Origin of the sequence: Paraburkholderia bengalensis (genome assembly GCF_037126505.1) — a bacterium.
Taxonomy (GTDB): Bacteria; Pseudomonadota; Gammaproteobacteria; order Burkholderiales; family Burkholderiaceae; genus Paraburkholderia; species Paraburkholderia bengalensis.
Window position 1 is genome coordinate 1 of sequence record NZ_JACFYJ010000154.1, and the last position, 13,004, is coordinate 13,004.

Annotated in this window: 14 protein-coding genes and 1 pseudogene; 2 read left to right on the top strand and 13 right to left on the bottom strand. The window is 64.0% G+C overall.

The window, feature by feature from the left end; translation table 11 throughout:
* The 6 genes from H3V53_RS40560 to H3V53_RS40585 all read right to left on the bottom strand — a co-directional run.
* The coding region (locus H3V53_RS40560; protein ID WP_336602629.1) for an acyl-CoA dehydrogenase N-terminal domain-containing protein at positions 1-204 on the bottom strand (204 nt) is incomplete at its 3' end.
* 104 nt (positions 205-308) lie between these two features.
* Positions 309-1,244 (bottom strand): electron transfer flavoprotein subunit alpha/FixB family protein, encoded by a 936-nt coding sequence (locus tag H3V53_RS40565; RefSeq protein WP_336602630.1) that lies wholly within the window; start codon positions 1,242-1,244, stop codon positions 309-311.
* Positions 1,245-1,272: 28 nt separating this feature from the next.
* Entirely contained in the window at positions 1,273-2,022 is a 750-nt protein-coding gene (locus H3V53_RS40570; protein WP_336602631.1) for an electron transfer flavoprotein subunit beta/FixA family protein, read from the bottom strand.
* 243 nt (positions 2,023-2,265) lie between these two features.
* A complete protein-coding gene (locus tag H3V53_RS40575; protein WP_336602632.1) occupies positions 2,266-3,066 on the bottom strand; it encodes a MetQ/NlpA family ABC transporter substrate-binding protein in 801 nt (266 codons plus the stop codon).
* 39 nt (positions 3,067-3,105) lie between these two features.
* Positions 3,106-3,759 (bottom strand): methionine ABC transporter permease, encoded by a 654-nt coding sequence (locus H3V53_RS40580; protein WP_012400169.1) that lies wholly within the window; start codon positions 3,757-3,759, stop codon positions 3,106-3,108.
* Positions 3,749-4,783, bottom strand: coding sequence for a methionine ABC transporter ATP-binding protein (locus H3V53_RS40585; protein WP_336602633.1), 1,035 nt, complete (start codon positions 4,781-4,783; stop codon positions 3,749-3,751). Before H3V53_RS40585 ends, H3V53_RS40580 begins: the two co-directional genes overlap by 11 nt.
* 237 nt (positions 4,784-5,020) lie before the next feature.
* On the opposite strand from H3V53_RS40585, the gene H3V53_RS40590 reads away from it, so the two are divergent.
* Positions 5,021-5,893 carry an alpha/beta hydrolase gene (locus H3V53_RS40590; protein WP_336602634.1) on the top strand — a complete coding sequence of 291 codons (873 nt, stop codon included), beginning with the start codon at positions 5,021-5,023 and terminating at the stop codon, positions 5,891-5,893.
* Positions 5,894-5,899: 6 nt separating this feature from the next.
* On the opposite strand, the gene H3V53_RS40595 is transcribed toward H3V53_RS40590, so the two are convergent.
* On the bottom strand, positions 5,900-6,709 hold the full coding sequence (locus tag H3V53_RS40595) for an enoyl-CoA hydratase (protein WP_336602635.1): 810 nt from the start codon (positions 6,707-6,709) through the stop codon (positions 5,900-5,902).
* A 33-nt stretch (positions 6,710-6,742) separates the two neighbouring features.
* Positions 6,743-7,666: an arginase family protein gene (locus H3V53_RS40600; protein ID WP_054925067.1), complete on the bottom strand. Its 924-nt coding sequence runs from the start codon at positions 7,664-7,666 to the stop codon at positions 6,743-6,745.
* Positions 7,667-7,873: 207 nt separating this feature from the next.
* On the opposite strand from H3V53_RS40600, the gene mltB reads away from it, so the two are divergent.
* Positions 7,874-9,088 carry a lytic murein transglycosylase B gene (mltB, locus tag H3V53_RS40605; protein ID WP_336602636.1) on the top strand — a complete coding sequence of 405 codons (1,215 nt, stop codon included), beginning with the start codon at positions 7,874-7,876 and terminating at the stop codon, positions 9,086-9,088.
* Positions 9,089-9,162: 74 nt separating this feature from the next.
* On the opposite strand, the pseudogene cysM reads toward mltB, so the two are convergent.
* The 5 genes and pseudogenes from cysM to H3V53_RS40630 all read right to left on the bottom strand — a co-directional run.
* A pseudogene (gene cysM, locus H3V53_RS40610) lies at positions 9,163-10,064 on the bottom strand (cysteine synthase CysM).
* Positions 10,065-10,322: 258 nt separating this feature from the next.
* A complete protein-coding gene (locus tag H3V53_RS40615; RefSeq protein WP_336602637.1) occupies positions 10,323-10,691 on the bottom strand; it encodes a ComEA family DNA-binding protein in 369 nt (122 codons plus the stop codon).
* 76 nt (positions 10,692-10,767) lie between these two features.
* A complete protein-coding gene (gene rfaD, locus H3V53_RS40620) occupies positions 10,768-11,760 on the bottom strand; it encodes an ADP-glyceromanno-heptose 6-epimerase (RefSeq protein WP_336602638.1) in 993 nt (330 codons plus the stop codon).
* 78 nt (positions 11,761-11,838) lie between these two features.
* The gene (rfaE1, locus tag H3V53_RS40625; RefSeq protein ID WP_336602639.1) at positions 11,839-12,837 is read right to left on the bottom strand and encodes a D-glycero-beta-D-manno-heptose-7-phosphate kinase; all 999 of its coding nucleotides are present in this window, start codon (positions 12,835-12,837) and stop codon (positions 11,839-11,841) included.
* A partial coding sequence (locus H3V53_RS40630) for a UDP binding domain-containing protein (RefSeq protein ID WP_336602640.1) occupies positions 12,794-13,004 on the bottom strand: 211 nt, incomplete at its 5' end. The genes rfaE1 and H3V53_RS40630, both read right to left, overlap by 44 nt.

A 13,004-nucleotide genomic window follows, 5' to 3' on the forward strand; every position in this document is an offset into this window, starting at 1 on the left:
GTCCTTCCAGCTGCTCGGGTTGCGGTCGCCTTCGACGTTCAGCGGCGCCAGCACTTCGCCGCACAGTTTCGCGGATTCTTCGAGGACGGCCTGGGCCGTGTCGGCGTTTGCCTCTTCGAAGCCGGGCAACGTCGCGATCTCCTCCAGTCCGGCCAGTTCCTGCATCACGAACATCATGTCCTTGACGGGTGCCGAGTAGCTCATGTTGTGTCTCCTCCCTGACTCCGATGAAAAAAGGGGCGCCGGATTAAAGATCCTCGCGCCCCTTCGCGTTGCCGCCGTGCGCCGTCATGCGGCGCTTCGTTCTATCAGCCGAGTGCGCTCACCAGTTCCGGCACGACCGTGAACAGATCGCCGACGAGGCCATAATCCGCGACGCTGAAAATCGGCGCTTCTTCGTCCTTGTTGATCGCGACGATCACCTTCGAGTCCTTCATGCCGGCCAGATGCTGGATCGCGCCCGAGATGCCGACGGCGATATACAGCTGCGGCGCGACGATCTTGCCGGTTTGACCGACCTGATAGTCGTTCGGCACGTAGCCAGCGTCGACGGCTGCGCGCGATGCGCCCATCGCGGCACCGAGTTTGTCGGCCAGCGGTTCGAGCACCTTCGTGTAGTTCTCGCCGCTGCCCAGACCCCGGCCACCCGACACGATGATGTTCGCCGACGTCAGTTCCGGACGATCCAGCTTCGTCACTTCGCGGCTCACAAATGCCGACAGACCGCTATCCGCCGCAGCGTCGATCTTCTCGACCGATGCACTGCCGCCTTCCGCTGCAACGGGATCGAAGCCCGTCGCGCGAACCGTGATCACCTTGATGGGATCAGCCGATTGCACGATCGCAATCGCGTTGCCGGCGTAGATCGGGCGCTCGAACGTGTCGGCGGAATCCACAGCCGTGATGTCGCTGATCTGCGCGACGTCGAGCTTTGCCGCGATGCGCGGCGCGATGTTCTTGCCGTAGGCCGTGGCCGGCGCGAGCACGTGCGAATAGTCCTTCGCGATGTTCAGCACCGTCGCCTCGACGTTTTCCGCGAGACCTTCGGCCAGTTGCGGCGCGTCGGCGAGCAGCACTTTCGATACACCCGCGATCTTCGCCGCTGCATCGGCTGCAGCCTGCGCGCTGTGACCCGCGACCAGCACATGGATATCACCGCCGATCTTCTGTGCCGCCGCCAGCGTATTCAGCGTTGCAGCCTTGATCGACGCGTTGTCGTGTTCAGCAATTACCAGAATCGTCATTTCATTCGTCTCCGTGTGCCTGTCAAAATCAAAGCACCTTGGCTTCCGTCTTGAGCTTTTCGACCAGCGTCTTCACGTCGGCCACCTTCACGCCAGCCGAGCGCTTCGGCGGCTCGCTGACCTTCAGCGTCTTCAGACGCGGCGTGACGTCGACGCCCAGATCTTCCGGCTTCACGGTTTCGAGCGGCTTCTTCTTCGCCTTCATGATGTTCGGCAGCGTCACGTAGCGCGGCTCGTTCAGGCGCAGATCGGTCGTCACGACTGCGGGCAGCTTCAGCGACAGCGTTTCCGCGCCGCCATCCACTTCGCGCGACACGGTCGCCTTGCCGTCAGCGACGACAACCTTCGATGCGAACGTGGCCTGCGGCAGGTTCGCCAGCGCGGCCAGCATCTGGCCCGTCTGGTTCGAATCGTCGTCGATGGCCTGCTTGCCGAGAATGACCAGCTGCGGCTGTTCCTTGTCGACCAGCGCCTTCAGCAGCTTTGCGACCGCCAGCGGCTGCAGGTCTTCATTCGATTCGATCAGGATCGCGCGGTCCGCGCCGATCGCCAGCGCCGTGCGCAGCGTTTCCTGACATTGCGCGACGCCCGCCGACACGGCGATCACTTCCGTCGCCACGCCCGCTTCCTTCAGACGCACGGCCTCTTCGACAGCGATTTCGTCGAACGGATTCATCGACATCTTCACATTGGCGATGTCGACGCCCGTGTTGTCCGACTTCACGCGGACCTTCACGTTGTAGTCAACCACTCTCTTGACTGGCACCAGGATTTTCATGCACACGCTCCAAAGTTACGAATACGTCAACCCGAAGGACATTATAGCGAGAGCCTCTGCGGCAGCCGCTCCGGGATTGCTTCTATGAGGATATCGCTTGCCGACGGCGCGGCGAAATTAGCGAACGGTCGTGCTATTCTATATCTAAAAAAACCCGGAGGCCAAGTCCGGGTTGCTACCGATTCTTCAGACATCACGGCCCGACACGCCGCCCGTCTCTGCAAAATGCGGCGTGTCCACGGCTCACCAGGACGCGACCACCGCGCCGCCGAATTTGCTTTCGATGTACTGCTTCACTTCCGGCGAGTGGTAAGCCGCGATCAGCTTCGCCACCCACGGCTTGTTGCGGTCCGCCTCGCGGATGGCGAGGATGTTCACGTACGGACCCTTCGGGTCTTCGATGGCGATGGCGTCCTGCTTCGGCTTCAGACCGACTTCCATCGCGAAGTTCGTGTTGATCGCGGCCGCGTCGACGTCGCCGAGCGAGCGCGGAATCTGCGCCGCGTCGAGTTCGACGATCTTCAGCTTCTTCGGGTTCTCGGCGATATCGAGCGGCGTCGCCTTCAGGCCAGCGTCGGCGCGCAGCTTGATCAAGCCCTGCTTCTGCAGCAGCAGCAGCGCGCGGCCGCCGTTGGTCGGATCGTTCGGCACGGCGATCTTCGCGCCCGCCGGCAATTCGGCCAGCGTTTTGAACTTCTTCGAATAGATGCCCATCGGGAACGTGACGGTATCGGCAATCTTGATCAGCTTGTAGCCGCGGTCCTTCACCTGCGCCTGCAGATACGGCTCGTGCTGATAGCTGTTCGCGTCGAGGTCGCCGCCCGCGAGCGCCGCGTTCGGCTGCACGTAGTCCGAAAACTCGATGACCTTGATGTTCAGGCCGTTCTTTGCCGCGACTGTCTTGACCACTTCCATCAGTTGCGCGTGCGGGCCGCCCGTCACGCCGACCTTGATCGATTCGTCGGCGAATGCGATGGACGTTGCGCCGAACAGCGCGGCAGCACCGAATGCAGCCGCGAGCTTGAGAATGAAACGACGTTGCATGACCAAACCTTTGTATTTTGAAGAATGTTTATTTGTGGCTCATTTGTGACTCAAGCGACGCACGAGCCAATCCCCGAACGACTGCACCAGTTGCACGAAGACGATCAGGATCACGACGACCGTCACCATCACTTCCGGCAGAAAACGCTGATACCCGTAACGAATGCCAAGATCGCCGAGACCGCCGCCGCCGATCGCGCCCGCCATCGCCGAATAGCCGACCAGCGACACGAACGTGATCGTCAGCCCCGCGACGATGCCCGGCAGCGATTCCGGCAGCAGCACCTTGAACACGATCTGCGACGTGGTCGCGCCCATCGCCTGCGCGGCTTCGATCAGCCCGCGGTCGACCTCGCGCAGCGCGGTTTCGACCAGACGCGCGATGAACGGCGCGGCGGCGATCGTCAGCGGCACGACGGCGGCCGCCGTGCCGATCGACGAACCGACGACCAGCCGCGTAAATGGAATCACGGCGACCAGCAGGATGATGAACGGCACCGAGCGCACAGCATTGACGACCACGCCCATCGCGCGATTGAACGGCAGGTTCTGCAGCACGCCCTGACGGTCGGTCAGATACAGCGCGACGCCGAGCGGCAAGCCGACGGCCGCGCCGATCAGCCCCGAGATGCCGACCATGATCAGCGTCTCCCAGAACGACTGCACGAACATATCGAACATTTCACTCAACATACGACAACTCCTCGACCACTACGCCCTGTTCGCGCAGGAACGTCATCGCCTGCGCCACCTTCGTCGGCTCGCCGCCCGCGAGCACCGCGAGCGAGCCGAACGCCTGCCCCTGAATCTCGTCGATCTGGCCATGCAGAATGTTGAAGTCCAGTTCGTAGCGGCGAATCGTCTCCGACAGAATCGGCTGATCGACGCCCGAGCCCGTGAACGCGAGCCGCAGCAGATGGCCGCTGCCCGTCTTCAGCCGCTCGGCGACGCGCGCCTTGAGGGCGGGCGGCAGTTCCTGCGCGATCACGTCGCCGATCAGTGCGCGCGTCACTTCATGATGGGGCTGCAGGAACACGTCGATGACCTTGCCCTCTTCGACCACGCGGCCGTTGTCCAGCACCGCGACGCGATCGCACACCTGCTTGATCACTTCCATCTGGTGCGTGATCAGCACGATGGTCAGCTTCAGCTCGCGGTTGATGCGCTTGAGCAGATCGAGAATCGCGCGGGTCGTTTCGGGATCGAGCGCGGACGTGGCTTCATCGGACAGCAGCACTTTCGGCTTGCTTGCGAGCGCGCGCGCAATGCCCACGCGCTGCTTCTGCCCGCCGCTGATCTGCGACGGATAGCGATCCTTCTGCGCCGACAATCCGACCAGTTCGAGCAGCGGAAGCACATGCGCCTCGATTTCCGCGCGCTTCATGCCGGCGAGTTCGAGCGGCAACGCGACGTTGTCGAACACCGTGCGCGATGACAGCAGATTGAAGTGCTGAAAGATCATGCCGATTTCGCGACGCGCCTCGCGCAGTTGCGTGGCGGGCATCGTCGTCAGATCGCGGCTGTCGACGACGACATTGCCTTCCGTCGGGCGCGTCAGCAGGTTGATGGTGCGCACCAGCGTGCTCTTGCCGGCACCGCTGCGTCCGATGATGCCGAACACCTCGCCTTGAGGAATCGACAGATTGACGTTGTGCAGCGCTTCGACCCAGCCCCGTGGCCCCGGAAAACGCTGCGAAAGATTGCGTAGTTCGATCATGAAAAACGAAACGGCGGACTCGCCGGCGAGCATCGAACGCCCGGGCTGCGCCGCCGCGACTTTTATTGGGATTTGAACGCGCGATTTTACCGCACAGGCGTCATATCCTTTAATAATCAATTCACCCGCTTTCATAACGCACGGGAATTAGAGGATCGTCCCGCGAGATCGTCGGCGAGCGTTGCCGCGCGCCCCGCTATGATCGACCGCAATCTTGACAACGATCGAACCATGCAAATGGAGACCTCCCCCGCAGGCGCCCTCGCGCCGAATCCGGAACGTTCGCGCGTCGTCACACGCGACGGCCTCGAACTGCCGCTCTACCGCTGGCGCGCGGCGGGGCTGCGGTGCGCGACGGTCGCGTTGGTGCATGGGCTGGCCGAGCACGCCGGTCGATACGCGGCGCTTGCGCGCGCCCTGAACGCGAGCGGTATCGAGCTGATCGCGATCGACCTGCGCGGCCACGGCCAGGCGCCGGGCCGGCGCGTATGGATCGAGCGCTTCGACGACTATCTGCTGGATGCCGACGCGCTCGTCGCCGAAGCGGCTCACGGCGACGGCCCGCTGTTCCTGATGGGTCACAGCATGGGCGGCGCAATCGCGGCGCTGCACGCAATCGACAGGCATGACAGCCAGCGGCGTGTGCTGAGCGGCCTGATTCTGTCGAGCCCCGCGCTCGCGCCTGGCCGCGACGTGCCGCGCTGGATGCTCGCGCTGAGTCAAAAAATCAGCCGCGCGTGGCCCCGCTTTCCGGCGATGAAAATCGACGCGGCGCTGCTGTCGCGCGATCCCACCGTCGTCGAGGCGAATGTGAATGATCCGCTCGTGCACCACGGCGCCATTCCCGCACGCACGGGCGCTGAACTGCTGCTCGCGATGCAGCGCATCGAGCAGGGCCGCGCAACACTGCGCATGCCGCTTCTCGTCTGGCACGGCACCGCCGACAAACTCACCGAGCCCGAAGGCAGCCGCGATTTCGGTGCGCACGCCGGCTCGCCCGACAAGACGCTGACGCTCTACGAAGGCAGCTATCACGAGACGATGAACGACCTCGACCGCGAGCGCGTGATCGATGCTCTCGTCGCGTGGATCTTGAAACGGTCGGAGTGAAGCGGGCTAGCGCCCCGAAGTGTGCGGCCAGTCGGGGGGCCGTTTGTCGATGAACGCCTGCACGCCTTCGAGCGCGGACTCGTCCATCATGTTGCAGGCCATCGTCTGTCCGGCCAGCTGGTAAGCGGCCTCGATGCCCATTTCGAGCTGCCGGTAGAACAGGCCCTTACCCGCTTCGACGGCCTCGCGCGGCTTCGCGCAAATGCTGCTGGCGAGCGCGGCGATTTCGATATCGAGGCTGTCCATCGGCACCACGCGATTGACGAGGCCCTGCTGCTTGGCGGCCATCGCGTCGATGAAGTCGCCCGTCAGCAGCATGTCGAGCGCGGCCTTGCGCGACAGGTTGCGCGACAACGGCACGGCAGGCGTCGAGCAGAAGAGCCCCAGATTGACGCCAGACACGGCGAAGCGGGCGGTGTCCGCGGCGACGGCGAGGTCGCACATCGCGACCAGTTGACAGCCCGCCGCAGTCGCGATGCCGTGCACCCGCGCGATGACGGGCTGCGGCAGCCGCTGGATGGCGAGCATTATCTTTGTGCAGCGCGCGAACAGCGACTGGTAATACGCCAGCGACGGCGCCGCGCGCATTTCCTTCAGATCGTGCCCGGCGCAAAACGCGCGGCCCGCGCCCGCTATCACCACCACGCGCGCATCGCTCTTTGCGATTTCGGCGAGATGCGCCTGCAACTGGTCGAGCAGCGCTTCGGACAGCGCGTTGAACGCGTCCGGCCGGTTCAGCGTCAGACGCACGACGCCGCGCAGGTCGAACGCGTCGTGCGTGACTTCGATCAGTGAGGCCGATGCGGCGCTAGTCATGACTGGGCTCTCCTCGATGCGCGCGGGCCGCGCTCAGATGTCCGCGAGCGCCCGCACGTGCGCGACGACGCTGCGCCCAAGCGCCGACAGGTTGTAGCCGCCTTCCAGACAGCTGACGATGCGCCCTTTGGCGTACTTGTTCGCGACCTGGCGGATCTGTTGCGTGATCCACGCATAATCGTCCTCGACGAGTGCCATGTTGCCGAGGTCGTCTTCGCGATGCGCGTCGAACCCCGCCGACACGAACAGCATCTCCGGCTTGAACGCATCGAGGCGCGGCAGCCATATCATGTCGATGGCTTCGCGCACGACCATGCCTTTCGAGCGCGCCGCGATGGGCACGTTACACATGTTCGGCGCCTGGTTGTCGGCGCCCGTGAACGGATAGAACGGGTGCTGGAAGATGCTGCACATCAGCACGCGCGAGTCGTTCGCGAACGCGGCTTCCGTGCCGTTGCCGTGATGCACGTCGAAATCGATGATGGCAACGCGCTCGAGCCCATGCACTTCGAGCGCATGCCGCGCGGCAATCGCCACGTTGTTGAAGAAGCAAAAGCCCATCGCGCGCGCCGGCTCCGCGTGATGACCGGGCGGGCGCACGCTGCAAAAAGCGTTGTCGTGGCGCCCTTCGATCACGGCATCCGTCGCCGCGACAGCCGCGCCCGCCGCGCGCAATGCGGCCGTCCATGTGTGCGGGTTCATCGACGTGTCGGGATCGATCTCCGCGTAGCCCGTGCTCGGCGCGCGCTCGCGGATGTAGTCGACGTGCGCCCTGGTATGCACGCGCAACAGCGCGGCTTCGTCGGCGAGCGGCGCGGACTCGCGCTCGATCAGCTCGCCGATGCGGCTCGCGATCAGTTGATCTTCGATGGCCTGCAGGCGAGCCGGGCATTCGGGATGCCACTGACCCATTTCATGCTGCAGACAATCTGGGTGGGAATAGAAACCGGTTGTCATGAGTTGATTTCGGGCAGCGCATTTCGCGAAAAAGCAAGCGTGCGCCGCATGTCTCCGTCCATTGGCGCAAGCGGGTTGCGCGAATACTACGAAGTTACCACACGAAGCGCCCAGACCGTGACGCCGCAACGTTTCTGCGCAGTTTCGAAGAAGTCCGTCGGGTATACTGCCCCGTACCTTTTTTGGCCTGCACAGATCCAGTTCACCATGACCGTCAAGCTTGCTTCGTCCGCACAACTTCGGCTACGCGCAACGGCTGTAGCCGCCGCCGCACTGACCATCGCATGGTGCGGATTCGCGGGGGTCGGTCCGGCTTCGGCGCAGACCGTCAGCAGCAAGCCGCGCACGCTCGTCGCGCAGGGCCAGCCCGAACAGCCGACGCAGGGCCAGACGTTCGAAGAAGAGATCGTTCCGCAGCGCTACGCGAATAACGCGAATGTCGACGCTTTCGTCAACGATATGGCCGCGCGTTACGACTTCGATCCCGACGCGTTGCGCGCGCTCTTTGCGCGCGTCAGCTATTCGGCCACCGCCGTGAAGCTCCTGACGCCGTCGCCCACGCCGTCCATCAAGAATTGGCGCGTGTATCAGGCGCGCTTTCTCGATCCGGTGCGCATCAACGCGGGCGTGAAATTCTGGCGCGCAAACCAGGCAACCTTGCAGCGCGCGTACGAACAGTTCGGCGTGCCGCCCGAAGTGATCGTCGGCATCATCGGCGTCGAGACCATTTACGGGCGCTACATGGGCAACTTCCGCGTGCTCGATGCGCTCACCACGCTGACGTTCGATTACCCGAACACGCCGAATCGCGCGGAGCGGCAGGTGACGTTCCGCAAGAATCTTGAAGACTATCTGGTGTGGACGCGCGACTCGCAAATCGATCCGACCACGGTGCTAGGCTCCTACACGGGCGCGATCGGCATTCCGCAGTTTCTGCCGAGCAGCATCGTGCAATACGCGGTCGACTACGACGGCAACAAGCGCATCGACCTGCGCACGAGCCAGGCCGATGCGATCGGCAGCGTCGCGAACTATCTTAAGCAAAACGGTTGGGAAACGGGGCGCCCCGTCGTCTGGAACATCGCGACGGATACGGGCAGCCTCGGCATCGCGCAGGCTGCCGCGACGGGCGCGCCGGAGCCGAGCTGGTCGCTGCAGCAGTTGCTGAGGGCTGGCATGCTGATGGACCAGCCAGGCCTCGACACGAGGGCGGAGGCCGGCACGCCCGTGACTGTCGTCGATCTGCCGTCGCCGGGCCGGCCGACGGAATACACGTTGGGCCTCAAGAACTTCTATGTGCTCACGCGCTACAACCGCAGTTTTTTCTATGCGCTCGCCGTGTATCAACTCGGCGAACGCGTGAAGGCGCAGATGTCGGCGACGGAAGCAGGCGATGCATCGGCGCCCGGGGCGACGCAGTAATCGCGTTCGTATGATCCAAACGAAAACGCCGGCATCTGCCGGCGTTTTTTGTGGCGCGCGTTTCGCGGCGGCGATTATGCGGGAAACACGCCCGTCGACAGATAACGGTCGCCGCGATCGCAGACGATAAACACGATCGTCGCGTTCTCGACCTGACGCGCGATGCGCAGCGCAACTTCGCACGCTCCCCCCGACGAGATGCCGCAGAACACGCCTTCGACAGCCGCCATCCTGCGCGCCATCGCTTCGGACGCCGCCTGACTCACGTTTTCGACGCGATCGACGCGGCTGCGGTCGAAAATCTTCGGCAGATAGGCCTCGGGCCATTTGCGGATGCCCGGGATGCGCGAGCCCTCTTCCGGTTGCGCACCGATGATTTCGATGCCGGGATTCTGTTCCTTCAGATACTGCGACACGCCCATGATCGTGCCCGTCGTGCCCATTGCCGACACGAAATGCGTGATGCGCCCTTCCGTGTCGCGCCAGATTTCCGGTCCCGTGGCTTCGTAATGCGCGAGCGGATTGTCCGGGTTGCCGAACTGGTCGAGGATGATGCCCTTGCCTTCGCGCTGCATCTGCTCGGCGAGATCGCGCGCGTATTCCATGCCGCCCGTGACGGGAGTGAGCAGGATTTGCGCGCCGTATGCGGCCATGCTCTGGCGGCGCTCCAGCGACAGATCTTCCGGCATGATCAGGATCATCTTGTAGCCCTTGATCGCTGCCGCCATCGCGAGCGCAATGCCCGTGTTGCCGCTCGTCGCTTCGATCAGCGTGTCGCCCGGCTTGATGCGCCCGCGCTGCTCCGCCTTCTTGATCATCGAAAGCGCCGGACGATCCTTCACCGAACCGGCGGGATTGTTGCCTTCCAGCTTGCCCAGCACGACGTTGTTGCGGCTGCGGATCTCGTCTCCACGAGGCGGACGAGCTGAATGAGGGGCGTATTGCCGATCGTGTCTTCAATCGTTTTGTAAGCCATATCGGTTGCGTGCTGTGTAGTGCGCGAAGTCTTGAATCTATCGATTCTAAACCACCGTGCCCGGCGCTGCCGGCAGGCCCTATCGGGCGCAGGGATGCCTCGCCAGGATGCCAGGTGTGCGAACGCATGCAAAAAGCCGCGGCAGCCGGGGGACCGCCGCGGGAGCCAATCATCTGATATGACGGCTGAAGGAGTGTCTGTAACGACTCCGACCTGAAGGGGAGGCGATAAGCCGGCAGCCGGCGCCCGGCTCAACGGCTATTTCTTGACCACCACGGTGGTGTCGCCCTTCGCCGCGGGCGCGCCCTTCGCGCGCGACGGCGCAGCCTGTGCGCCAGCAGCAGCGACAGCCGTCGCACCAGCGCCCGATGTGCCGACAGCCAGGCCCTCGGCTTGCAAGCGCTCGACGGTATGGCCGCCCAGGCCCTTGACGCGCTTGCTGAGATCGGTGGCGTCCTTGAACGGACCGTGCGCCGACCGTTCGTCGAGAATGGCCTTCGCCTTGGCGGGCCCGATGCCCTTGATGCCGCGCAGCGCGGACTCGTTAGCGGAATTGACGTCGACCGTCGCGAACGCCTGGCCGAATGCGGCGAGCATGGCCGCCGTAACGATGACTTTTTTGAACATGTGGAATCTCCCTGAAACACCGGCCGGTGACGATCACCGACCGGGAGACCCCAGTGTAGAGAGGTGTACGAACGATTTACACCTGGCCAGATAGCCAACGCACGTAGCGATCGACGCCTTCCTGCACGGTCAGGAACGGCGCGTCGTAGCCCGCCGCGCGCAGCTTCGTCTGATCGGCTTGCGTGAAGCACTGGTATTTGCCGCGCAACGCGTCAGGGAACGGAACGTATTCGATCAGGCCGCGCTGCACGAGTTCTGCGAGCGAGAGCGGCGCCTCGCCATCGATCACGCGCAGCGTGTTGACGACCGTCGACGCGATGTCGTTGAACGGCTGCGCGCGTCCGCTGCCGAGGTTGAAGATGCCCGACTTCTCCGGATGATCGAAGAAATACAGGTTGACCTTGGCGACGTCTTCGACGGAGACGAAATCGCGCGTCTGCTCGCCCGCCGCATAGCCGTTGTACTCGCCGAACAGCTTCACCTTGCCTTCGGCGCGGAACTGGTTGAAGTTGTGGAACGCCACGGACGCCATGCGCCCCTTGTGCGACTCGCGCTGCCCGTACACGTTGAAGTAGCGAAAGCCCGCGATCTGGCTTTGCGCCGTGGGCAGCACGCGGCGGATCACCTGATCGAACAGGAACTTCGAATAGCCGTAGACGTTCAGCGGCGCCTCGACTTCGCGCTCTTCGACGAAACGCGTCGAGCCGCCATACGTCGCCGCCGACGATGCATACAGGAACTGCACGCCCTGCGCGAGACACGCGTCGAGCACCGCGCGGCTATAGCGGAAGTTGTTGTCCATCATGTAGCGGCCGTCGGTCTCCATCGTGTCCGAACAGGCGCCCTCGTGGAAAATCGCGCGCACCTTGCCGAATTCGCCGCGCGCAAAACGCTCGACGAACTCCGTCTTGTCGAGATAGTCGTCGATTTCGCAGTCGACGAGATTCTTGAACTTGTCCGCGCGCGTGAGGTTGTCGACGGCGATGATGCGATCTTCGCCGCGATCGTTCAGCGCCTTGACGAGGTTGCTGCCGATAAAACCAGCCGCGCCGGTGACGATGAGAGTCATGGTCGTCCTGCAGAGAGATGAGTCAACGGATGCGGGATGAACCGCGCGCCAGCCGCAAGTGCGCAGGGCGCGCGTGCATCAATGAAAGAGTTCGTCGTAGTCGACGGTGGCCGTGCCGAGCTTCGCGACCACGATGCCCGCGGCGCGATTGGCGAGAGTCACGGCCTGATCGAGCGGCAGGCCCGCGCCGAGCATCACGGCGAGCGTGGCGATCACGGTATCGCCTGCGCCGGACACATCATACACTTCGCGGGCGACAGCCGCCGCGTGCAGGACGCCCTCGCCGGAGAAGAGCGTCATGCCTTCTTCCGAGCGCGTCAGCAGCAGCGCCTGCAGGTCGAGTTCGGCGCGCAGCTTCGTCACGCGCGCGAGCAGATCCGCTTCCGACTTCCACTGACCGATCACTTCGCGCAACTCGGCGCGGTTCGGCGTGATCAGCGTGGCGCCGCGATAGCGCTCCCAGTCGTCGCCCTTCGGATCGACCAGCACCGGCTTGCCCGCCGCGCGTGCCTTCGCGATCATTTGCGTGACATGCGTGAGGCCGCCCTTCGCGTAATCCGACATGAGGATCACGTCGTGTGTGGGCAGCAGCGCATCGTAGCGCGCGAGGCCGGCGAGCAGCGCCTCGTGCGCGGGCGCTTTTTCGAAATCGACGCGCAGCAACTGCTGCTGGCGCGACAGCACGCGCAGCTTGATCGTGGTCGGCAGTTCGGGGTCGCGCTCCAGATGCGGCGCGACGCCGCTATCGCCGAGTAACTGCACGATCCGCTCGCCGGGCTCGTCGTGTCCCACGACGCACAGCAAGCCCGCCTGCGCGCCAAGCGCCGCCGCGTTGCGCGCGACGTTCGCCGCGCCGCCCAGCCGGTCTTCCTGGCGCTGCACCAGCACCACGGGCACGGGCGCTTCCGGCGAGATGCGGTTGACGTCGCCGAACCAGTACCGGTCCAGCATCACGTCGCCAACTACGAGCACGCGCGCCGCCGCCAGCCGCTCGCGAGCGACGTTGCCCACCTCCGGCGCAAGCGTGGCGCCTTCAGGCACGGTCGGAGTCGGATGTAACTTCAGCGGGTCGAACATAGGGGCGTCCAATCGAGTAATAGTCGATGCCGAGTTCCGACATCGCCTCCGGTTCATACAGATTGCGTCCGTCGAAAATCAGCGGCGCTTTCAGCTCGGCCTTCAGGCGCGCGAAGTCCGGGCTCTTGAATTCCTTCCATTCGGTGACGATGACGAGGGCATCCGCG